The sequence below is a fragment of the Parasphingorhabdus sp. genome, assembly GCF_041748495.1.
Taxonomy (GTDB): Bacteria; Pseudomonadota; Alphaproteobacteria; order Sphingomonadales; family Sphingomonadaceae; genus Parasphingorhabdus.
Genome location: NZ_JBGTDD010000091.1, coordinates 1 through 21032 on the forward strand (window position 1 = coordinate 1; position 21032 = coordinate 21032).

The following is a 21032-nucleotide window of genomic DNA, read 5'->3' on the forward strand; positions in this document are numbered from 1 at the left end:
AAGCGTCTCTTCGCGGGTTTCTCCGGTTTTCCGGTTGAAGCGCCAGCGGTGCAGTTCGGGCTTGAAGCTGTGCAGGTCGAGGCTGGCGCCCATGCTCTCATAGCCGGATGGAAAGTCGGTCAGCGGCGGCGGCACCGGGTCGTTCTGGAAATAACCGTCGAGGATGATTTCGTCGCCTTGCTCATAAGCATTGGCCCAGTGGAGAACATAGGTCGGCGCGGCTTCGAACCACTGGATATCTTCTGGCTCTCCCAGGCGCGGCAGGATGCCGAAACGGGTCGGCATATCGGGGTGCCAGCCCGGAATCCTGAGCTTGCGCTCGAACAGTTCCTCTTTCCAGAACAGCGGACAATCGTTGAAAATCGCGAAATTCTCGGTGAAGGCCATATCATGCGGCAAGCGCGGGCCGGGCAGGTCGATCGGGACCAGATGCTTGAGCTGATTGTCGGGACCGACAACACCATATTGGAAAAAGGGTTTTTCGATCGCATAGTTGAAGAAGAGCAATTCTCCGGTCGCCTCGTCGACCTTGCAATGAGCGGATATGCCGTGCGGCGGAACCCAGTCGGCGGGCCCGAGCGTCGCCAAATTCTCCGGATCGAGCCGATAGCCTTCGCCGCACAGATAGAAGGTCGACAGGATCGCGCCGGCGTGCACCACGACATTGGTCGAGCTGCTGTCCTTGACGCTGCCGTGCGCGGTCATCCCCGGTCTCAGCGAATCATGCGGATTGCCCATCAGTCCGGCCCACAGTGGCCCGCCATCCTGTTGCTCGGCTTCAAAACCTTCGGTGCGGACAAAGCGGTTGCGATAGGTGGCCTTGCCATTTTGCAGACGGATCGTGTGGATCATCCCGTCGCCGTCAAAGGGATGATAGCGACCAAGGCTGCCGTGCACCGGATTTTCGGTGTTGCGGACATATAGGCCATCGATGTCGGCGGGGATTTCGCCGATCACCTCAAGCTCGTCGGTGTCCAGTTCTTCGAAAACCGGCGTCCATGCGCCATTGCGATAGGGATGGTTATTCGGCTCCAGCGTTGCCTTCACCTGATCCACCCGGGTTGCCATCAGTCGCGGAGCAATTCGTTGATACCGGTCTTCGACCGGGTCTGGGCGTCGACGGTCTTGACGATCACGGCGCAATAGAGGCTGGGCCCGGGCATCCCGTCGATATTGACTTTCGGCGGCATGGTGCCGGGTACGACGACGGAATAAGGCGGCACTTCGCCGATCCAGATCTTGCCGGTGACGCGGTCGACAATCTTCGTAGAGGCACCGAGATAGACACCCATGGAAAGCACCGCGCCTTCGCCAACACGGACGCCTTCGGCGACTTCGGCGCGGGCACCGATAAACGCGCCGTCCTCGATGATCACCGGGCCAGCCTGCAACGGCTCGAGCACGCCGCCGATGCCGGCACCGCCCGAGATATGGACATTCTTGCCGATTTGCGCACAGCTGCCGACCGTCGCCCAGCCGTCGACCATCGTGCCTTCATCGACGAAAGCGCCGATGTTGACAAAACTCGGCATCAGCACAACGCCGCGGCCGATGAACGCGCCCTGCCGGACGATCGATCCTGGAACAGAGCGGAATCCGGCTTCGCGGAAGCGGTTTTCGCCCCAGCCGGCAAATTTGCTGGGCACCTTGTCCCAGTGATTGGCACCGCCAGGCCCTTCGATCAGATGGTTGTCGTTGATACGGAAGGAAAGCAGCACGGCTTTCTTGAGCCACTGGTTGACGACCCACTCACCATCCTTTTTCTCCGCGACCCGCGCGGTGCCGTTGTCGAGCATCGCCAGCGCCTGATTGACCGCATCGCGTTCTGGCCCCTGTGTCGTGAGGCTCAGGGATTCGCGCTTGTCCCAGGCGGTGTCGATTATGGTCTGCAATGCTGCGGTCATGTCGGTTGTTCTTCCTTGGCGCTGTGGAGGCCGGTGACCCAGCTTTCCAGATCGGTGATTTCGTGATCAATATAGCCGGGATCATGTTCCCGGCCAGCCCATTCTGCACCAGTATTGATCCAGACGGTGGTCATGCCCAAAATTTTGGCTGGTTGCAAATTGCGCGCCATGTCCTCGACAAAGAGCGCGCGGGTTGGGTCGATACCGGTCGCGGCAATCATGCTGTGATAGGCGGCTGTTTGCGGCTTGGGAACGAGGTCCGCATCCAGAATATCGTGCATCTGGTGAAACAGGCCGCCCAGCCCGCGTTTTTCGAGCACCCGCTCGGCATAGGGCCGGTCGGCGTTGGTGAAGACCAGCTTCTCGCCCGGCAGCGCTTCGATCGCTGCCCGAACCTGCGGCGCAGCGGTCAGCCGGTCCATGTCGATATCATGGACAAAATCGAGGAAATCGGCGGGGTCGGTGCCATGGTGCTGCATCAGCCCTGCGAGCGTGGTGCCATGATCATGGAAAAAGCGCTTCTGGATCGTTCGCGCTTCGACCAGATCGCAGTCCAGAGCGCGGGCGATATATTCTCCCATTTTCATATCGATCAGTGCGAACAGATCGCACTCGGCCGGATAGAGCACGTTATCGAGATCGAATATCCAGTGATCGATATGGGAAAGTTCCGGTGGCATGGTGCAATCGCCTAAAGACCGTTTCCGGCAATCGCAAGCAGCAACATGATTGAGCTACAGAACGGCCATTGCCCCTTGGCGTTACTGCTCAAAATTGGGTAGATCGTTATCCGTTCTTTGCAGGGCTATTTTTTCGCGATCGCGCTCGATAGACTTTGCGAGACCCAGAAGTCCTTCCCGCTGTTTATGAATATGCGATTGACATTCTTGTCTATCTTGAAATTCGGACGCGTCGCTTTTGTCCCACTCAACGACCCGGTGAATCGTCTCCACCCATTTGCTCGGATATCCGCCGACATATTCGTTGATTGACAGGCCCACTTGTTGGTTCATCGCGCCAAAGAGTGCGCTTTCGCCGCCCGGATCACTACCAAAACAACTCAACCTTGCACGCCATCGCAGTTGGCCAGCATAGAACCAAAACACCGCAGCATCTTTTTGCTCAGCCTGAAATAGCCGGGCGGCCAGCATATAATAGTCTACAGGGTGACGGTTTGAGATGTCCGACTTCAGTTCTTCAAGCGGCATATTGGTGGCGTCGACTATGCCCAGACATTTTGCGACTGCTGCATCGTCATTCTTATGTTTCTTACTACAGGCTTTTTGCGCTGCCATAAGCTCCGGGTCTTTTTCCAGACACGCAATAATTGACTCAGCGATATCCGCTTCCGCGCGATTTTCTCCAACCTGTGCTTTGCAGGCATTCATTTTTTGCTGATACAGGCCCGGGTTCAATACGTTGATTTTTTGGTGGTCCAAAGTTTGTACAGCGACGAACAATACTAACGTCGCGATCACGCCCGAGCCCCTGCATCCTCGACGCTGGCGCTATTGTGGCGCAACGCCTTGAGCACGGTTTCGACAATGCCGTCCGCATCCAGTCCGGCTTCCTTATATTGCAGTTCGGGCTTGTCCTGATCTTGGAACTTGTCGGGAAGGCGCATCGTGCGGATCTTCAGGCCCGCGTCGGTCAGGCCGTTGTCAGATGCGTAAGTCAGCACATGCGCGCCGAGGCCGCCGACTGCGGCTTCCTCGATGGTGACGGCCACTTCATGCGTGGTCAGCAATTTGCGGATCATCTCTTCGTCGAGCGGTTTGGCGAAGCGCAGATCGGCAACCGTCGTGCTGAGACCTCTGGCCTCGAGCCGTTCTGCCGCCTTTTTGGCTTCTTCCAGTCGTGCCCCAAGCGACAGGATCGCTACCTTGGTGCCCTGCTTGACGATCCGGCCCTTGCCGATTTCCAGCCGCTCGAGCTGTTCCGGAATCGGCACGCCGGTGCCATTACCGCGCGGATAGCGGAAGGCAATCGGGCCATTGTCGTGCAACGCCGCAGTATAGGTCATATGCGCCAGCTCCGCCTCGTCCGCCGCGGCCATCACCACCATATTGGGCAGGGTCGCGAGATAGGTGACATCGAATGATCCGGCATGGGTGCTGCCGTCCGCGCCTACCAGTCCGGCTCGATCGATAGCGAAACGGACCGGCAGATTCTGGATCGCGACATCATGCACGACCTGATCATAGGCGCGTTGCAGGAAGGTCGAATAGATGGCGCAGAACGGCCGCATGCCCTGTGCGGCCAGACCGGCGGCAAAGGTGACGCCATGCTGTTCGGCGATGCCGACGTCAAAGGCCTTGTCGGGATGCGCCTTGGCAAATTTGTCGACGCCGGTGCCGCCTGGCATGGCCGCAGTGATGGCACAGATACGGGGATCGCTGTCGGCCAGCCTGGCCAGCGTTTCGCCGAAGACATTCTGATAGGCCGGTGGTCCGCCGCCGGGTCCCTTGTCCTGTTTGCCGGAGATGACGTCGAATCTGGCGACGCCATGATATTTGTCGTCGGCTTCCTCGGCAAATTTATAGCCCTTGCCCTTTTCGGTGACGACATGGATCAGGCATGGGCCTTCTGCCGCGTCGCGGACATTTTCCAGCACGGGAATGAGATGTTCGAGATTGTGGCCATCGATCGGGCCGACATAATAGAAGCCGAGTTCCTCGAACAACGTCCCGCCCATGGTCATGCCGCGCGCATATTCGTCGGTCTTGCGCGCTGCATCATAGAGCGCCTTGGGCAGCTTGCTGGCAATCCGGCGGGCAAGCTGGCGCACGCCAAGAAATTCGCGCGAGGATACGATCCGGGCGAGATAGGCAGAAAGCCCGCCGACCGGGGGTGCAATCGACATGTCATTGTCATTGAGAATGACGACCAGCCGGTTTCCCGCGGCCTCGGCATTGTTCATCGCTTCATAGGCCATTCCGGCGCTCATCGCGCCATCGCCGATGACGGCAATCCCGCGACCGGGCTTGTTGTTCAGCTTGTTGGCGATCGCAAAACCGAGCGCCGCGCTGATCGAGGTCGAGCTATGCGCGGCGCCAAAGGGATCATATTCGCTTTCCGACCGCTTGGTGAAACCGGACAGGCCGCCGCCCTGTCGCAGGGTCCGGATCCGGTCCCTGCGCCCGGTAATGATCTTGTGCGGATAGCATTGATGGCCGACATCCCAGATCAGCCGGTCTTCGGGTGTGTTGAAAACATAATGGATGGCCGTTGTCAGTTCGACAACACCGAGGCCGGCACCGAGATGGCCTCCGGTTGTGGACACGGTGTCGATCACTTCTGCGCGCAGTTCGTCGGCAAACTGGCGGAGTTGCGCAGGTTTCAACTTGCGCAAATCGGCTGGAAAGGAGACGTTATCCAGCAATGGTGTATTGGAACCCGGCATATTCACTCCCTGTTTGACCCCAGCTTTAGCGCCATCGCATGGCTCTGTCGAACTTTCAGCAGGTTGACCGTTAACATTAGCTGACAAGCGGAATGGATCAATTGCATTTCTGGCAAATGCCACGCACCTCTATCACCGGACGGATGGATTCAAATCCCTGACTTTTCGCGACTTTACGCACTTGCTGCGACAGGGCGTCGTCGTCGATATGAGTCGCTTCGCCGCAATTGTCACAGACCAGAAAAATGCAGTCATGTTCGCAGCCAGGGTGGCTGTTGGCGAGATAGGCATTGGCGCTTTCGACCCGCATGGCGAGATTGTTCGCGACGAACAGGTCGAGGATCCGGTAAACGCTGTTCGGCGCAACGCGTTTACCGCGCGCTGTGGAAGCCAGTTCTGCTATGTCATAGGCCGAGGCCGGACGAGAGAAACCGGCGAGGGCGTCGAAGATCGCCGCTCTGGTATCGGTCCATTTTTCGCCGGATCTTTCCAGATTGGCGCGCGCTGCATTGGCTAAAGAATCGCCGTGATGCTCAAGATGATCATGTTTTCCCATGGGGATAATTTAGGGAAGTTTCACCACAAGGGCAATGGGGCGCAATCAATGGGTGGCGCGGTAGTTCAGATCATGGGCCAGGGCGAGCAATCCGACGCCCAGCATGGTATAAAATATTTCCAGGCCGCCATGGCCGATATCATGGCCTAGCGAGATCGCTCCCATCATCATGCCCAGGCCCAGACTGCCAATCGCCACCGGCATGATATAGCCATGATCGAGGACTCCGCGTCCCAGGGTGAACATACCGAGTGCAATGGCTATGCCGAGACCAATTTCATGGACGAGCGGATCGAGCAGCAGGCCGCCAGCCGACGACAGGATTGCGACAAAGGCGATGGTCGAGACGCAATGCACGAGACACAGGCCCGATATCAGCACGGCCATCCGGTCCCAATGCCCGTCCCTGACCAGCAGGCCATTTTTGTCCCAGAATTTTGCTGTCGTGAACACGACTCACTGCCTCACTTGTTGTTGCGTGATCGGGATATAGGAAAAAGCGTGTTAAGATACAACATATCATTCTGGGAATTTCCACTCGTTGAACATGTTTCTGGTTGTCAGGCCATGGATTTGACCCCAAATAGCGGTCGATGACCGTTACAAGCATCTTGAGCCATCCGGCGGGTCTGCGAAAGCTGCGCCCGATAGCGATATCGAACTGGCTTTATAGCGTTGCATTTCTGGTGTTCATCATGGTCGTCGTGGGCGGCATCACCCGGCTGACCGAATCGGGCCTGTCGATCACCGAATGGAAGCCGGTCACCGGCGCGCTCCCGCCGTTGAGCGAAGCGGACTGGCTAGCAGAATTCGAGAAATATAAGCAGATTCCGGAATATCTGGAAATCAGCGGCCCGGCCGGGATGACGCTGGCGGACTTCAAGTTCATCTATTTCTGGGAATGGGTTCACCGCCTGCTCGGACGGGTGATTGGCCTCGCCTTTGCGCTGCCACTGCTGTGGTTTGCGGTCAAGCGGGCGATCCCGTCCGGCTATGGCTGGCGGCTGGTTGCGCTGCTCGCGCTGGGCGGCTTGCAGGGAACGATCGGCTGGTGGATGGTGAGTTCCGGACTCAGCGAACGGACAGATGTCAGCCATTTCCGGCTGGCCGTGCATCTGTTGACGGCGCTGTTCATCCTCGGCGGACTGGTCTGGACCGCGCTCGACCTGCGCCAGCTGGCGCGCGGCATCGACAGGCCGGCGCGGATGAGTGGAGTGGGCGCAGCCGTGTTGGCGGTATTGTTCATCCAGTTGCTATTTGGCGCCTATACCGCTGGCCTGAACGCCGGATATGTCTCCAACACATGGCCGTTGATGAACGAATATTTTATCCCCGGCGGAATCAGCTGGACCGAAGGAGTCTGGAATGCGCTCAACAACGACCCTTATCTGATCCACTTCATCCACCGCTGGTGGGCCTGGGTCGCGGTAGGGTTTCTGGTCATCCTGGCGCGCAAGGTGCGGCCAATTGATCGTCGCTGCTCGGTCGCAATCCATATCGCGTTCGGAATTCAGATATTGCTGGGCATTGCTACGGTCATGACCGGGATCGACATCAATCTGGCGGTTCTTCATCAGGCTGTCGGCGCGCTGGTTGTTGCCTCGACCGCATGGGGCGTTCACTTGCTGGGTCGAGCCAGAAGCTAATCACGGTATCATATTACCCGTTTTGAAAGCCCCACTTTTGCTTGACTTGCCGCTGAAACAGCGCCAATAGCGCCCCAGTTTGCCGGACACCTGCGAATCAGGATCGTTCGGCATTTGTTATTTTTGAATTCCATTCTCCAAGAAGGAGCCACCCCATGAAGGGTATCACCAAACAGACCCAGTCGGCCAAGCCAGCTGAAGTCGAAAAGAAATGGCATATCGTTGATGCCGAAGATCTGGTCGTCGGCCGGGCAGCCTCGATCATCGCCAATATCCTGCGTGGCAAGCACAAGCCTAGCTACACCCCGCACGTCGATTGCGGCGATCATGTCATCGTGATCAATGCCGAAAAGGTAAAGTTCACCGGCAACAAGACCAAGCAGAAAACCTATTACAAGCACTCCGGCCATCCCGGTGGCATCAGCGGCACAACCGCCGAGAAGGTGCTCGAAGGCCGCTTCCCCGAGCGGGTGATGGAAAAAGCCGTCGAGCGAATGATCCCCAAGGGTCCGCTGGGCTTTGCGCAGATGCGGGCGCTGCATGTTTTCGCTGGTACCGAGCATCCTTATGCTGGCCAGAACCCGGTGGCGCTCGACGTCGCTTCGATGAACCGTAAGAACAAGGTGGGCGCATAATGTCTGACGTAAAAACCGATCTCGCTGATCTGAAAGATATCGCTGGCCCGGCTGTGGTCGACGCGCCAGCAGCCGCTGGTGATGAAGCGGCTCCTGCTGCCGCTGAACCAGCTGTATCCACCATGCCCTTGCGCGAGCAGGAACTGGATAAATTTGGCCGGGCTTATGCGACCGGCCGCCGGAAAGACGCCGTCGCCCGTGTCTGGCTGAAGCCTGGCAATGGCAAGATCACGGTCAATGGCCGCGATCAGGAAACCTATTTTGCTCGCCCGACCCTGCGTCTGGTGCTCAATCAGGTTTTTGCGATTACCGAACGCGAAGGCCAGTATGACGTGGATGTCACGGTCAAGGGTGGCGGACTGTCGGGACAGGCCGGCGCAGTCAAGCACGGCATTTCGCAGGCGCTGACCAAATATGAGCCGACATTGCGTGCCGCGGTCAAGGCAGCAGGCTTCCTGACCCGCGACAGCCGCAAGGTCGAGCGGAAGAAATATGGCAAGGCGAAAGCACGCAAGAGCTTCCAGTTCTCCAAGCGTTAAGCGAGGCCACATCGAATATCGAAAAAGGCGGCCTGCGGGCCGCCTTTTTTATAGCAGAAAGCTTTAGGACCTGCGTGAATGTGACAAAGGCCTTTGCGGTTTTCTGATCGCGGCGCGGCTCGATATGAACAGGATGATGGTTGTCAATATTGCGGAAATTAACATCACCCATGCCGCGCCGATTGTTCCGTAGGCTGGCAAAAAGACGGCCAAAAGCGCTCCCAGTGTGACCAGCCCCGCAACCCGGGCGACAAGTGCATTGCGGGCCTGCCCGGCCGCCTGGAGAAGAGGTTCGAGCCCGAGCCCGGCCAGGCTGATGATCGTCGCAGCACCCAGCAGCAGCAGGATCGGATAGGCCGCGAGATATTCCGGGCCGGAAATGAGGGCGATGATATTCTCACCCAGCAGCAACAGGCCGATAAAGATGACGGCTCCGCTGACCGCGGATACGCGCAGCGAACGCCAGAACAAGATCCGGGATTCACGCGATCGACCGATGGCGAACAAGCGCGAGAGTTCGGCAAATAGCGGCCGGGCAAAAACTTCTGCCAGCCGGTTTAGGCTATTGGCAATCTGGTCAGCCAGTCGGAACAGACCGGCGGCAGCTGGACCGACGAAAAAACCGACGATCACAACCACCAATCGTTCGCGGATGACGCTGATCAGATAGGCGAGATTAGTGTATAGGAGAAAGGCCAGAAACTGCTTTCGGCTGGGCGGCGTGACCGCAATAGCTGCCTCATTGCCAGGTGGATGGACTGAGTCATGGCGCCGCCACACCATCAGCCACATCACCAGAAAGCTGATAAATTCGGAAAGTCCCCAGACAATCAGAAACCCCGTCATCGATGGCAGGGTAACAACCAGAATCAATGCACCAGCGAAGCGCACGATCGGAATGATCGCATCGCCAACGGCATTGCCACCAAAACGATCCTGGGCCCGCAATATGCCGGTTGGTGTGGAGCGGACCGACAGGAAAACGATCACGCCATAGCCCATGATCGCTTGCTGCACCGGAGCATTCCAGCCAAATTGCGCTGCGCCATAAGGCAGCATCAGCCACAAGGCAGCGCAGGCCACTAGTCCACCAATCAATTCGATCCAGAAATTTTGCACCGATAATTTTCGGAATGCTCGATGCTGGCCGGCCAGAAGATAGGGCACGCCAAATTGCACCACGGCCTGCCAAGTCTGGAGTTTCAGGATTGCCGCCATGACCTGAATCGCACCGACTATGACCATGAATTCACCGAAGCCAGCGACACCCAAGGACCGGGTCAATATCGCGAGATAGAATATGCTCAGGACCGCGCCCACGCCCTTGGCAGAAAACAGCCAGCTGCTGTTGCGAAATACGCGGATCAGGGAATCCTCGCTGCTGGACCATTTCGAGAGCATATTTCGCGACACAGATTTCAACTTTTCCAACAGGGGGCCGACGATTGAGCCTCTTTATCGCATAACCCAGCTTTTTCTACCTCTCTATTACTCGGCTCCACTTGAATAATCCGATCGACCCGCCATAATCATTGGATGAGTGGAAAATTTGATGTCATTTTGCTTGCTGCCCAGCGCACAGGTATAGTCAATCCACTCGGCCAGGCCCATGGCGTGAGCCACAAATGCCTGATTCCGATTGCCGGCAAGATGCTGATCGCCCGGACGCTGGAATCGGTGACATCGCATCCCGGCTGTCGAGCAGTACATGTGCTGATCGAGCCCGATGGCGAAGCCGCAGTCCGGCCGGTTGCCGAGGCTTTTGCGCGCGAAGGAGTACCGATCCACATCATTTCATCAGACAGCAATATCGCGGGCAGTGTCCTGAGCGGCTGCGACAACGGCCACCCGCCTTTTGTCATTACGACGGCGGATAATGTGCTGATCAAGCATGACAGTATCGACCGCGTTGTAAAGGCCATGGCCTCCGGTGCGGGTGCGGTGGCCGCGCTCGCGAACAAGGATGACATCCGCAGAGTGCATCCGGTTGCCCAGCGGTTCTTCTATGAGTTTCGCGATCACGGATACGCCAATTGCAATCTTTACGGCATCGCGGACCAGCATGCGCTTGAAGCCGTGGAAATATTCAGGGAAGGTGGCCAGTTCATGAACCACCCCCGGCGTCTCGTGAATGCCTTTGGCCTGTTCAATATCCTGATGATGCGCTTTGGCTGGATCAGCATCGACAATGCGTTCCAGAGAATGTCAAAACGCTTTGGCATTGATATGCGCCGGGTACCGCTAAGCGACGGTACACAAGCGATAGATGTGGACAATGAGCGCACCTACCGGATCGTTGAAGCCATTTTGGAAAACCGGGTTCACGAACTGAAAATCTGATTGTTTAAGAGAGGTTCTTGGGACTATAGGGCCCGCGTGCAACTAGGAGAAATTGCGTGAATTCGATCTCCCCCGATATCCGGCCGCTCGTCATACCCGATGAGGCAAAGGAGCGACTGAAATTCCTGTTTTTGGCGAAGCATGCGCTGTGGGGCGGCGGCATGCATCCCGAAGACGGTAATCATGCCATCTATCATCATGAAGTAAGAACCAGTCTCGAAAGCCTTGGCATCAATCTGACAGTTGCCGATAGATATGATGTTCTGTTCAAAAACCCTGAGGTGGATTTTGTTTTTCCGCTGCTCAATCGTGGCGGCTTTGTGAACAGCGAAATGTTGATTCCCCTTTTGTGCAACATGCACCGGATCGCCTATGTCGGGGCCATGCCGTTCATTCGCGGATTGGGAGACGACAAGTCGGTATCGAAGCTGGTCGCCACCCATGCCGGTGTACCGACCGCGCCATGGTTTTGTTTTCGCAAGGGCGCGCCAGTAAACGAGTCCGACTGCCCGAAAGCCGAGCGATGGGTCATCAAGCCCAATGCCAGTTCGGCGAGCTGGGCAATTTCCGATGCTTTTGACTGGCCCGGCGTCGCCAATGCTATTGCCGGGATCCATGCCCAGGGACATGACGCCATAGTCGAGCCCTATCTCGACGGCTATGATGTGCAGGCGGCTTTTATCAGTTCCGATGGTCCAAAAGCCTTGCCGATGCTGATCTACGAGCGGGAAGATACACAGAAGCTCTGGACCTATTATGAGAAGCGCGATCTGGTACCCAATACCGAGAAAGCAACGCTGAAACGCTTTGACGATCCGGAATTTGCTCCCAAGATCCAGGCAATGGCAGAGAAAATTGCCCGCGAATTCGAACCCTTTGACTATGGCCGGATAGAATTCCGACTGGACAAGGCGACCGGTGAGATCAATTTTATCGAGATTAATCTGAACTGCAATCTTTGGTCCGAAAAGGTGGTTGCCAAATCGGCCGCGGCGGTAGGCTTCAGCCATGCGCAATTGCTGGAAACCATCCTTGCCGAAGGATTGAAGCGCAACGGACTGATTGCCTGAAGATCAGGAAAATGAAATATTGTGGTGGATTGCCGAGCCTTGGCTGCTAGCAGGTTGGCATGAATCAGGATAACCGCACCGCCGAGATTGCCAATTTCGTTACCCATCTGGAATGTTCCAAGACGGGCGGCCATTTGCCTGCTGCTACGATACAGAATCTGTCGCCTGCGGGCGCACCGATTTTGGTGCGCTACGATCTGGCTGCGGTGGCCGAAACGCTGAGCAAGGAAAAGCTGGCCGCCCGACCCACCGACCTATGGCGGTATCGGGAGCTTTTGCCGGTTGTCCACCCTGCCAATATTGTCTCGCTCGGCGAGGATATGACACCACTGATCCCGCTCGACAATTCCCTGGGCTCCCATGTCATCGTCAAGGACGAGGGCCGATTGCCGACGGGGTCGTTCAAGGCGCGCGGGCTGGTCATGGCGGTGTCGATGGCAAAGGAACTGGGGTTGACCCGGTTGGCAATGCCGACCAACGGCAATGCCGGTGCCGCCATGGCCGCTTATGCCCGGCGCGCAGGAATGGAAGCCTTTGTTTTCTGTCCGGATGATACACCGGAAGTGAATGTGCGGGAAATAGCCCTGCAAGGCGGCAAGGTCTGGCGCGTGAATGGCCTGATCAACGACTGTGGCAAGATCGTTGCCGATGGCGAGGCCGAAATGGGCTGGTTCAATCTCTCGACGCTGAAAGAGCCCTACCGGATCGAAGGCAAGAAAACGATGGGCTTGGAACTGGCCGAGCAACTGGGATGGGAAATGCCGGATGTGATTTTCTATCCCACGGGCGGTGGCACCGGTCTCATCGGCATGTGGAAGGCGTTTGACGAACTGGAGGCGATCGGTTTCATCGGATCCGAGCGCCCGCGGATGGTCGCAGTGCAGGCCACCGGTTGTGCACCGATTGTGGATGCCTGGGAAAAGGGACTCGATCATGCGCCCTTGTGGGAAAATGCCCATACGGTCGCGGCAGGTATCCGTGTGCCGGTGGCCATTGGCGATTTTCTGATTTTGCAGGCCGTGCGCGATTCCGGCGGCTTTGCGATCGCGGTCGAGGATGAGGCGATTATCGCGGCGCAACAACGGATTGGCCAGGAAGACGGACTGTTGCTCTGCCCGGAAGGCGCGGCGACCGCCGCTGCCTATTTGCAGGCGCTGGAGGACGGTCTGATCAGCAGGACCGACCGGGCGGTGCTGTTCAACTGTGGCAACGGGCTCAAATATCCGATGCCCGCAGCTGACGCCGCGATTGATCGCCATCAGCCGATCGACTGGAGCGCCATTGCCACCGCCTGAGCGGCTGGCTAAGGCTCGGTCGATGAAATGGCTTCTCCTGATTGCAGTCTTGCTAGTCGGCCTCGGCGGATGCGCTTGGTGGTTCTTCTCGCAGCCCGGCCCCAAGCAACTGGATATGGTCAATAATGTCATCCCGGGTGACAGCAATGCCCAGCTGATGGTGCAGGACCAGATTTATGACGCGGAACTGGGGCTGGGCCTGAATATCTGGGCTCCGCTGAGCGCTGGCGCCAAACCGCTTCCCGTCATCGTGTTCATCTACGGCGGCGGGTGGCGTGACGGGGCCAAGGATCATTATGCGTTCACCGGCCGCGCGCTGGCCAATCGTGGCTATATGGTCGTGTTGCCAGACTATCGGCTATTTCCCAAAACCCGGTTTCCCGGTTTTCTGGAAGACAGCGCCAAGGCGCTGGCCTGGGTGCACGACAATATTGGACAGCATGGCGGCGATACTGGCCGGATATTTCTCTCCGGCCAATCGGCCGGAGCGTATAATGCGATGATGCTGGCACTTGATTCGCAATGGCTGGGCCGGGAAGGCAAGTCGCCGGATCTGATCCGCGGGGTCGCTGCGCTCGCCGGCCCCTATGATTTCTATCCATTTGATTCCGAATCGACCAAACAGAGCTTTGGTGACTATCCCGCGCCGAAAATGACCCAGCCAGTCAATTTTGTCCGGCCTGATGCGCCGCCGCTTTGGCTTTCGAGCGGCACCGATGACACCCAGGTCAAGCCGCGCAACAGCAAGGTTTTGCGTGACAAGATCGTCGAAGCGGGCGGCGAAGCCGAATATGTCGAATATCCGGGTGTCAATCATCTCGAGATCATCATGGCCGTGGCCAAGCCGTTCCGGTACAAGGCCCCTGTGCTCGATGACATGGTTTCCTTTTTCGAGCGCCACAAGTGATTGCAGGATTTGAACGTGGCACCGTCGCTTTTTGCAGTGCAAAACGGTTGAGATACCGGCATTTCTTGGTTATGCCTTCCGCATAACAAGGGAATCCGATAGACATGGCCACTTTCACGCTGCCGAAGAATAGCAAGATCCGCAAAACGGGTGAGTTGCATCAAGCGCTGACCAGCGGCAAAAAACGGCCGTTCAAAGTCTACCGCTATGATCCCGACAAGGGCGAAAATCCACGCTACGACACGTTCGAAATAGATACCGATGACTGCGGTCCGATGGTGCTCGACGCCTTGATCAAGATGAAGTCGGAGCAGGACGCCACGCTGACCTTTCGCCGCTCCTGCCGCGAGGGCATTTGCGGATCCTGTGCGATGAATATCAATGGCAAAAACGGTCTGGCCTGCACCACCGCGATCGAGGATTGCGGCAACAAGGTGACGATTACCCCGCTGCCGCATATGGAAGTCATCAAGGATCTGGTCCCCGACTTTACCCATTTTTATGCCCAATATGCCTCGATCCAGCCCTGGCTGAAAACAGTCACGCCGACGCCATCGGGCAAGGAACGGCTGCAGTCACCGGAAGACCGCAACAAGCTGGACGGGCTTTACGAGTGCATCTTGTGCGCCTGCTGCCAGACCAGCTGCCCGAGCTATTGGTGGAACAGTGACAAGTTTCTCGGTCCGGCGATCCTGTTGCAGGCCTATCGCTGGCTGGCTGACAGCCGCGACGAGATGACCGGCGAACGGCTTGATGAACTGGAGGATCCGTTTCGGCTCTATCGCTGCCACACGATCATGAACTGTTCGAACGCCTGTCCCAAGGGCTTGTCGCCGGCCAAGGCAATCGCTGAGATCAAGAAGATGACCGCATCCCGCGAAATCTGACCGCCGGAAAAGAGTGATGTCCGACTCCGCGCGTAATTTTGTCATGAGCGATCCCGACCCGGACTATCCCGCTTGGTACAGCTGGGTGTTGACCGATCCCGATTGTTACAACAGCTTTCTTGGCCGGATGATTGTCCGGCGCGGTGGCGACGGGCTGGGCGATGATATCGCCCGGGTGCGCATGTTCCCCGAACGCAAACACCGCAATCTCGGCGATGTTGTCCACGGCGGCACGATGATGGGTTTCATCGACTGTTCGCTGTTTGCCGCGATGCGGGTGCTCGAGCTGGGGCCGTCCGGTTTTGCCGTCACGATGGAATTGCAGACCCATTTTATCGGTGGCGCCCGACTGGGCGAGCCGCTCGAGGCGCAGATCGAGATTGCCCGCGAAACCGGGCGTTTCCTGTTCATGCGCGGACTGGTGGTGCAGGGCGATGCCGGCCAGGATAATATGGCCTCGTTCACCGCGATCGTGAAAAAGGCCCCGAATCAGAAAACCGATCTGCAATGAGCTCATTCTATCAGCGCTATCAGGCGTTGATTGCGCAGGGGGAACTCCGGCCCGATGCTGACCAGCAGGCCTGCGCCGAGCGTCTGGCGCGGCTGCAGGAAGAGCTGGAAACGGTACCGCCGCGCGGCAGCCTCCTGTGGCGGACATTCGGCAAGAAGCCGCAGCCTCCCAAGGGTGTCTATATGTGGGGAGGAGTCGGGCGCGGCAAGTCGATGCTGATGGACCTGTTCTACGAAAATCTCGCCATCAAGCGGAAGAAACGGGCCCATTTCCACGAATTCATGCTGGATGTGCACGCTCGTATCCGGGACGAGCGCAAGAAGGAGCTCGGTGATCCGATCCTGCCGGTTGCCGCCGCCCTGGCCAGCGAAGCGCGTTTTCTGGCCTTTGACGAAATGGTGGTGAACAACAGCGCCGATGCGATGATCATGTCGCGGCTGTTCACGGCCCTGGTCGAGGCGGGGGTGACGATCGTCACTACCTCCAACCGGCCGCCTGCCGATCTCTACAAGGACGGGCTCAACCGCGAGCATTTCCTGCCGTTCATCGAGCTGCTGAAAACAAGGCTTGAAGTGGTTTCGCTCAACGGGCCAACCGATTATCGGCGCGAGCGTCTCGGCGATGTCGATCTGTGGCATGTACCCAACGGGGAGGCTGCAACGCAGGCAATGCGGGACGCCTTTTTCCGGCTGACCGATTATTCGCCCGACGATGCCGACAATGTCCCGAGCGAGGAACTGGCCGTGCCGGGCGGGCGGACATTGCACGTGCCGAAGTCGCTGAAAGGGGTGGCGGTCTTTTCCTTCAAGCGGCTTTGTGCCGAGGCGCGGGGCGCGCAGGATTATCTCACCATCGCCCGGCACTTCCACACGGTCATTGTGGTTGGCATTCCCCAACTATCACGGGACAATCGCAATGAAGCGGCGCGCTTTGTCACCCTGATCGACGCGCTGTACGAATATAAGGTGAAGCTGCTGGCCAGCGCGGAAGCCGAACCGGATATGCTCTATCCCGAAGGCGACGGATCCTTCGAGTTCGAGCGCACCGCGTCCCGGCTGATCGAGATGCAGTCGGAGGCATATCTGGCGCTGGGCCATGGCGAAGATAGCAAGATGCGTTGAATTCGGGCAGGAGACATCGCAGCAGCCATGTTAGAGCAAGCTCAAACTATCCAGATCCAGCGCCATTCGGGCAGGGCGCTCGGCCATGGCTGCAAACATCCGGTCGCCGCGTTCGGTCTGCTCGACGTGCAGCGAGGCGTTGATCGCCATGAGGAAGCCGGAAAAGGCATGGCGGCGATATTCCTGCCAGAAAGCGGTAAAGTCCGGTGCTGAGGATCGTGCAGCCAGATATTCGGTGACCAGCCGCTCTTCCTGCCGCCGTCGCTCGGCGGGATCGGCAAAGCTGGTGCCGATCATATAGGCGACATCATTCGCCGGATTGCCGAGCGAACAGGTCTGCCAGTCGACCAGCGCCGCCACCCGGCCGTCGGCATGGAACAAGATATTGTCGAGCCGCATGTCGCCGTGGGTGATGGTCAGTTCGAGCGGTTCGTGCGCGACATAGCGGGAGATCCGGTCGATCAGTTCCTGCCCGAGATCCAATATGTCCGATGACAGCAAGTTGCTGAATCTTTCTCGAAAAAGTGAATAGCCTTTGGGCAGGCTGCCCACCATGAAGGCACTGTTGCCCGCGGCGTGGTGCAGCCAGTCCAGGGATTCGTACCCCTTGTCCGGCCGGACATTGTGCAGCGCGGCAGCCGCCGCCAGCGTGGTTTCCACCTGCAGCAGCGATGCACCCGCCAGCTGATCGCCCTGGCTGGCGGGAGCCATATCTTCCAGCATGAGCACGAATGACTGCTCGTCGTCGCTGATGGCGGCATGATAGGAGCGGGGGCAACATACGCCGGATCCGGCGGCGACGTCGCGGTACCAGCCGACCTCCATGTCGTAGAGATGAAAGATCGCCGCCGCACCCCGGCTGACCGGATCGGCGCTGGGGCATTTGGCGATGAAGGTAGCGGGTGCTTCGCCATCGGCCCAGTCGCAGGTGAAGCGATAGCTGTCGCAGACCTGGCCGGTGCCAACCGGTTGGTGGTGGAGGGACCGGAGCGATCCGGCGGCGGCGCCAAAAACCCCTTCGACAAAGGCATTTTCGAACTCCTCCGGGCGGAGGGGCAAGGCACCGCTCATGATGCCGGATCCATAAGCCCGGTCAGACCGCTGGTGGCGTGCGCGCCGATGAACAATTGTTCGACCACGCCGATGCCGTGATGCTCGGTGCCGTCTACGGTCAGCACGGCATCGCTGAGCGCCTGAATATGGATGGTGGTCATGTCGATAGCCGGTGCGGGATCGAGTGAGAGGCTGTCATAGCCGATCTCCAGATCGCCATGATCCATGCCATGGCCCCAGTCCGGGTGGAGATAGCCGAGGCCAGACATATAGAAAGTCCGCGTCTTATCGCCGGTGCGCGGCGTGATGCTGAGCTGGCCGCCTTCGGTGTCGACCTTCACCTTTCTGATGCGGCGGGAGCCGCTGTGATAGCCGAGGTCGATCGCCTGTGGTTCGAACTCCGCAGCGCCACCCTGGATCGCGTCGACCACTCCGCGCCGGTTCCAAGGCACGCCGTCGCCGTCGTCATTGCTGTGGAAGAAACAGGCGTGATCATCGAAATTGAGCGGGGTCCAGAGCCACCAGAATTGCGGGAAAGCGCCAGCGGGCGGGGGCTGCGATTCGGCGGCGCCGACCGGCCTTATCCCCCAGCTTCGGTCCCGGGTGCCGCGACATTGGCTGATTTCGATGTCCTGACCATCGACCGTGATCGTGCCCGACCAGTCGCCATTCTGGGTCATTCTGGTATAGTCCATCATCAGCCGTGGGCCGTCGCGGCGGATGAAGCGGGGCTCCTCGATCGGGTGATGGCGGGCGGTGAAAACAATGTCCGCGGTGACCGGGCTGTCGTTGCCGGCGACCGTCAGACGGAGCTGCCGGAGCGGCTCGACAATGATGACGGTGATCGGGCCGACGGTCAGGTCGAGCCGCTCGCTGCCCATGCGTTTGGAGGCGCGCAGATTATGCTGCTTGCCGTCGATCGAGACACAGAAGGCGGCGTCCATGATGTCGAGCTGGGGGTAGATGCCCAGCGCTGCGGCGAAGAAGATGCTGCCGTCTGCGGCATAGCCGTTGAAGAAATAGCGGTCGTAGAAATTGCGGTTGCCGCCGGACAGCGCCATCGGTTCCGGCGTCTGGTGCAGCGGGTAATCGTCGCCTTTTGTCAGCATGTTGGCATCCTCTTTTTGCGGGCACCATGGCGGCGGAGCGGGGCTTTGGAAAGCAAAAAACTGGAAGGAATGGAAGCATGTTCCGGCATTGCCGTCATCCTGAACCGGTTTCCCGATCTCCGGCGGCTTTCCCGTCACGCGGTCCCCAAACAAGTTGAGCATGACGAAAGTGATAGCAGATTATTGCTATTGCGAACCAGTTGCAAAGATAGCGGGCAAAATGATGCGATCTGCGGTTGAAATTGTCAGGAATGGGGCCTAATCCGGCCCATAATATCCTTTTTCGACTCTATTTCAGGAGAATTTTCCAGATGGCCCGTAACAAGATTGCGCTGATCGGCGCAGGCATGATCGGCGGCACGCTCGCCCATCTCGCCGCTTCCAAGGAAATGGGCGATATCGTCCTGTTCGACATTGCCGAGGGCATGCCGGCCGGCAAGGCGCTGGATCTGAGCCAGGCCGCTCCGGTCGACGGGTTCGATTCCAAGCTCAAGGGCACCAGCGATTATGCCGACATTGCCGGCGCCGATGTGATCATCGTGACCGCAGGCGTACCGCGCAAGCCCGGCATGAGCCGTGACGATCTGCTCGGCATCAACCTGAAGGTGATGAAGGCGGTTGGCGAGGGCATCAAGAGCCACGCGCCGGACGCCTTCGTTATCTGCATCACCAACCCGCTCGACGCGATGGTCTGGGCGTTGCGCGAATTTTCCGGATTGCCGCATCAGAAAGTGGTCGGCATGGCCGGCGTTCTCGACAGCGCGCGCTTCCGTCATTTCCTCGCCGAGGAATTCAACGTGTCGGTCGAAGATGTCACCGCCTTCGTGCTCGGCGGCCACGGCGATACGATGGTTCCGGTTCCGGCTTACTCGACCGTAGCCGGTATCCCGATCCCCGATCTGATCAAGATGGGCTGGACCACGCAGGAAAATATCGACGCGATCGTCCAGCGCACCCGCTCCGGCGGCGGCGAGATTGTCCAGCTTCTGGGCAATGGCTCGGCTTATTACGCGCCGGCGACCAGCGCGATCATGATGGCGGAAAGCTATCTCAAGGACAAACGCCGTGTGCTACCAGCCGCCGCGCATCTGACCGGCCAATATGGCGTCGACGATCTTTATGTCGGCGTGCCGTGCATCATCGGCAAGGACGGCGTCGAGAAGATCATCGAGATCGAGCTGAGCGAAGAAGCGCAGGGCAATTTTGATGTGTCGGTGGATGCGGTGAAGGAATTGCTGGACGCTTGTAAGGCACTGGATAGCTCACTGGCGTGAAATTATTAGTGCTTCCTTTCTTTTTTGCTGCTGGCGCTTGTGCCGGAAGCGGGCCAAGTTCGTGGTCAGAAGCTGAGGAGGAGGCGGTCAACACCTGCCTCGGTGTCGCATTAGAGAAGTTTCCCTATGTTCATCCCGATTCCCTGCAAGACGGGCCAAAAATGGCCGACATTGATCAGTCAGTCTTCAGAAGATTCGAGAACGGAAGGTTTGAATTCCAGTATCCCACTTTGGAAGCTGACTATGAATTCGCATATATCTGCGAAGGAAACATCGTTGACCGGCGCGTCACCAAAATCATATCCGGCAAACTTGGCCAGAATAACGCCGTTAGTGCCAATAGGAGTTTTTAAATGAGCATTTTAATCGACAAGAACACCAAAGTCATCACCCAGGGCATGACCGGCAATACCGGCACGTTCCACACGGAGCAGGCTTTGGCTTATGGCACGCAGATGGTTGCGGGCGTTACGCCGGGCAAGGGTGGCACGACCCATATCGGGCTGCCGAACTACAACACCGTGGCGGAAGCCAAGGACGCCACTGGCGCGACGGCTTCGGTCGTGTATGTTCCGCCGCCATTTGCCGCGGATTCGATCCTCGAGGCGATCGATGCGGAGATCGAACTGATCGTCGCGATTACCGAAGGCGTTCCGGTGCTCGACATGGTTCGCGTCAAGCGGGCGCTGCAGGGCAGCAAGTCGCGGCTGATCGGCCCCAATTGCCCCGGCGTGCTGACTCCCGGCGAATGCAAGATCGGCATCATGCCCGGCAGCATCTTC

Annotated in this window: 22 protein-coding genes and 1 pseudogene; 13 read left to right on the plus strand and 10 right to left on the minus strand. The window is 58.3% G+C overall.

Features of this window, described 5'->3' with window-relative positions:
• The 7 genes from ACEW8J_RS07255 to ACEW8J_RS07285 all read right to left on the minus strand — a co-directional run.
• Nucleotides 1-1068, minus strand: a 1068-nt coding sequence (locus ACEW8J_RS07255; RefSeq protein ID WP_373490975.1) for a carotenoid oxygenase family protein, incomplete at its 3' end; no start/stop codon positions are given.
• Entirely contained in the window at nt 1068-1904 is an 837-nt protein-coding gene (gene dapD, locus ACEW8J_RS07260) for a 2,3,4,5-tetrahydropyridine-2,6-dicarboxylate N-succinyltransferase (RefSeq protein ID WP_373490976.1), read from the minus strand. The genes dapD and ACEW8J_RS07255, both read right to left, overlap by 1 nt.
• Nucleotides 1901-2584 carry a pyrimidine 5'-nucleotidase gene (locus tag ACEW8J_RS07265; RefSeq protein ID WP_373490977.1) on the minus strand — a complete coding sequence of 228 codons (684 nt, stop codon included), beginning with the start codon at nt 2582-2584 and terminating at the stop codon, nt 1901-1903. Before ACEW8J_RS07265 ends, dapD begins: the two co-directional genes overlap by 4 nt.
• 81 nt (nt 2585-2665) lie before the next feature.
• Complete coding sequence (locus ACEW8J_RS07270; RefSeq protein WP_373490978.1) at nt 2666-3382, minus strand: hypothetical protein; 717 nt, start codon at nt 3380-3382, stop codon at nt 2666-2668.
• A complete protein-coding gene (gene dxs, locus ACEW8J_RS07275; RefSeq protein ID WP_373490979.1) occupies nt 3379-5307 on the minus strand; it encodes a 1-deoxy-D-xylulose-5-phosphate synthase in 1929 nt (642 codons plus the stop codon). Before dxs ends, ACEW8J_RS07270 begins: the two co-directional genes overlap by 4 nt.
• Before the next feature lie 97 nt (nt 5308-5404).
• On the minus strand, nt 5405-5863 hold the full coding sequence (locus ACEW8J_RS07280; protein WP_373490980.1) for a Fur family transcriptional regulator: 459 nt from the start codon (nt 5861-5863) through the stop codon (nt 5405-5407).
• 45 nt (nt 5864-5908) lie between these two features.
• Complete coding sequence (locus ACEW8J_RS07285; protein WP_373490981.1) at nt 5909-6316, minus strand: MerC domain-containing protein; 408 nt, start codon at nt 6314-6316, stop codon at nt 5909-5911.
• A gap of 140 nt (nt 6317-6456) precedes the next feature.
• On the opposite strand from ACEW8J_RS07285, the gene ACEW8J_RS07290 reads away from it, so the two are divergent.
• The 3 genes from ACEW8J_RS07290 to rpsI all read left to right on the plus strand — a co-directional run bounded on the left by ACEW8J_RS07290 (nt 6457) and on the right by rpsI (nt 8683).
• Entirely contained in the window at nt 6457-7509 is a 1053-nt protein-coding gene (locus ACEW8J_RS07290; protein WP_373490982.1) for a COX15/CtaA family protein, read from the plus strand.
• Nucleotides 7510-7664: 155 nt separating this feature from the next.
• Complete coding sequence (gene rplM, locus ACEW8J_RS07295; protein WP_323798877.1) at nt 7665-8144, plus strand: 50S ribosomal protein L13; 480 nt, start codon at nt 7665-7667, stop codon at nt 8142-8144.
• Entirely contained in the window at nt 8144-8683 is a 540-nt protein-coding gene (rpsI, locus tag ACEW8J_RS07300; RefSeq protein WP_373490983.1) for a 30S ribosomal protein S9, read from the plus strand. The genes rplM and rpsI overlap by 1 nt, the downstream gene beginning before the upstream one ends.
• A 63-nt stretch (nt 8684-8746) precedes the next feature.
• On the opposite strand, the gene ACEW8J_RS07305 is transcribed toward rpsI, so the two are convergent.
• Complete coding sequence (locus ACEW8J_RS07305; protein WP_373490984.1) at nt 8747-10096, minus strand: lipopolysaccharide biosynthesis protein; 1350 nt, start codon at nt 10094-10096, stop codon at nt 8747-8749.
• Between the two features lie 123 nt (nt 10097-10219).
• On the opposite strand from ACEW8J_RS07305, the gene ACEW8J_RS07310 reads away from it, so the two are divergent.
• The 7 genes from ACEW8J_RS07310 (at nt 10220) to zapE (ending at nt 16814) form a co-directional block, all read left to right on the plus strand.
• Nucleotides 10220-11023 carry an NTP transferase domain-containing protein gene (locus tag ACEW8J_RS07310; RefSeq protein ID WP_373490985.1) on the plus strand — a complete coding sequence of 268 codons (804 nt, stop codon included), beginning with the start codon at nt 10220-10222 and terminating at the stop codon, nt 11021-11023.
• 56 nt (nt 11024-11079) lie between these two features.
• Nucleotides 11080-12093, plus strand: a complete 1014-nt coding sequence (locus tag ACEW8J_RS07315) for a phosphoribosylglycinamide synthetase (protein WP_373490986.1) — start codon at nt 11080-11082, stop codon at nt 12091-12093.
• Between the two features lie 59 nt (nt 12094-12152).
• Nucleotides 12153-13388 (plus strand): threonine synthase, encoded by a 1236-nt coding sequence (locus ACEW8J_RS07320; protein ID WP_373490987.1) that lies wholly within the window; start codon nt 12153-12155, stop codon nt 13386-13388.
• Nucleotides 13389-13410: 22 nt separating this feature from the next.
• Nucleotides 13411-14295 carry an alpha/beta hydrolase gene (locus ACEW8J_RS07325; RefSeq protein ID WP_373490988.1) on the plus strand — a complete coding sequence of 295 codons (885 nt, stop codon included), beginning with the start codon at nt 13411-13413 and terminating at the stop codon, nt 14293-14295.
• A 104-nt stretch (nt 14296-14399) separates the two neighbouring features.
• Nucleotides 14400-15182 (plus strand): succinate dehydrogenase iron-sulfur subunit, encoded by a 783-nt coding sequence (locus tag ACEW8J_RS07330; protein WP_373490989.1) that lies wholly within the window; start codon nt 14400-14402, stop codon nt 15180-15182.
• A 16-nt stretch (nt 15183-15198) separates the two neighbouring features.
• Nucleotides 15199-15693, plus strand: a complete 495-nt coding sequence (locus tag ACEW8J_RS07335; protein WP_373490990.1) for a PaaI family thioesterase — start codon at nt 15199-15201, stop codon at nt 15691-15693.
• On the plus strand, nt 15690-16814 hold the full coding sequence (gene zapE, locus ACEW8J_RS07340) for a cell division protein ZapE (RefSeq protein ID WP_373490991.1): 1125 nt from the start codon (nt 15690-15692) through the stop codon (nt 16812-16814). Before ACEW8J_RS07335 ends, zapE begins: the two co-directional genes overlap by 4 nt.
• 30 nt (nt 16815-16844) lie before the next feature.
• On the opposite strand, the gene ACEW8J_RS07345 is transcribed toward zapE, so the two are convergent.
• Both ACEW8J_RS07345 and ACEW8J_RS07350 read right to left on the minus strand, forming a co-directional pair.
• A complete protein-coding gene (locus ACEW8J_RS07345) occupies nt 16845-17885 on the minus strand; it encodes a phosphotransferase family protein (protein ID WP_373490992.1) in 1041 nt (346 codons plus the stop codon).
• Nucleotides 17882-18976 (minus strand): hypothetical protein, encoded by a 1095-nt coding sequence (locus ACEW8J_RS07350; protein ID WP_373490993.1) that lies wholly within the window; start codon nt 18974-18976, stop codon nt 17882-17884. Before ACEW8J_RS07350 ends, ACEW8J_RS07345 begins: the two co-directional genes overlap by 4 nt.
• Nucleotides 18977-19287: 311 nt before the next feature.
• Between ACEW8J_RS07350 and mdh the strand changes: the two genes are divergently transcribed.
• From mdh to ACEW8J_RS07365, 3 genes and pseudogenes are all read left to right on the plus strand, one after another.
• A complete protein-coding gene (mdh, locus tag ACEW8J_RS07355) occupies nt 19288-20250 on the plus strand; it encodes a malate dehydrogenase (protein WP_373490994.1) in 963 nt (320 codons plus the stop codon).
• Nucleotides 20247-20603, plus strand: coding sequence for a hypothetical protein (locus tag ACEW8J_RS07360; protein ID WP_373490995.1), 357 nt, complete (start codon nt 20247-20249; stop codon nt 20601-20603). Before mdh ends, ACEW8J_RS07360 begins: the two co-directional genes overlap by 4 nt.
• Nucleotides 20604-21032, plus strand: a pseudogene (locus ACEW8J_RS07365) (succinate--CoA ligase subunit alpha); the annotation flags it as partial.

Excerpts from the sequence above, each read along its gene's own strand:
- zapE (WP_373490991.1), top strand. The coding sequence starts at position 15,690 with ATGAGCTCATTCTATCAGCGCTATCAGGCGTTGATTGCGCAGGGGGAA.
- ACEW8J_RS07325 (WP_373490988.1), top strand. The coding sequence starts at position 13,411 with ATGAAATGGCTTCTCCTGATTGCAGTCTTGCTAGTCGGCCTCGGCGGA.
- ACEW8J_RS07320 (WP_373490987.1), top strand. The coding sequence starts at position 12,153 with ATGAATCAGGATAACCGCACCGCCGAGATTGCCAATTTCGTTACCCAT.
- ACEW8J_RS07335 (WP_373490990.1), top strand. The coding sequence starts at position 15,199 with ATGTCCGACTCCGCGCGTAATTTTGTCATGAGCGATCCCGACCCGGAC.
- dxs (WP_373490979.1), bottom strand. The coding sequence starts at position 5,307 with ATGCCGGGTTCCAATACACCATTGCTGGATAACGTCTCCTTTCCAGCC.
- dapD (WP_373490976.1), bottom strand. The coding sequence starts at position 1,904 with ATGACCGCAGCATTGCAGACCATAATCGACACCGCCTGGGACAAGCGC.
- ACEW8J_RS07265 (WP_373490977.1), bottom strand. The coding sequence starts at position 2,584 with ATGCCACCGGAACTTTCCCATATCGATCACTGGATATTCGATCTCGAT.
- rplM (WP_323798877.1), top strand. The coding sequence starts at position 7,665 with ATGAAGGGTATCACCAAACAGACCCAGTCGGCCAAGCCAGCTGAAGTC.
- ACEW8J_RS07310 (WP_373490985.1), top strand. The coding sequence starts at position 10,220 with ATGAGTGGAAAATTTGATGTCATTTTGCTTGCTGCCCAGCGCACAGGT.
- ACEW8J_RS07330 (WP_373490989.1), top strand. The coding sequence starts at position 14,400 with ATGGCCACTTTCACGCTGCCGAAGAATAGCAAGATCCGCAAAACGGGT.
- ACEW8J_RS07345 (WP_373490992.1), bottom strand. The coding sequence starts at position 17,885 with ATGAGCGGTGCCTTGCCCCTCCGCCCGGAGGAGTTCGAAAATGCCTTT.
- rpsI (WP_373490983.1), top strand. The coding sequence starts at position 8,144 with ATGTCTGACGTAAAAACCGATCTCGCTGATCTGAAAGATATCGCTGGC.
- ACEW8J_RS07280 (WP_373490980.1), bottom strand. The coding sequence starts at position 5,863 with ATGGGAAAACATGATCATCTTGAGCATCACGGCGATTCTTTAGCCAAT.
- mdh (WP_373490994.1), top strand. The coding sequence starts at position 19,288 with ATGGCCCGTAACAAGATTGCGCTGATCGGCGCAGGCATGATCGGCGGC.
- ACEW8J_RS07290 (WP_373490982.1), top strand. The coding sequence starts at position 6,457 with ATGACCGTTACAAGCATCTTGAGCCATCCGGCGGGTCTGCGAAAGCTG.
- ACEW8J_RS07350 (WP_373490993.1), bottom strand. The coding sequence starts at position 18,976 with ATGCTGACAAAAGGCGACGATTACCCGCTGCACCAGACGCCGGAACCG.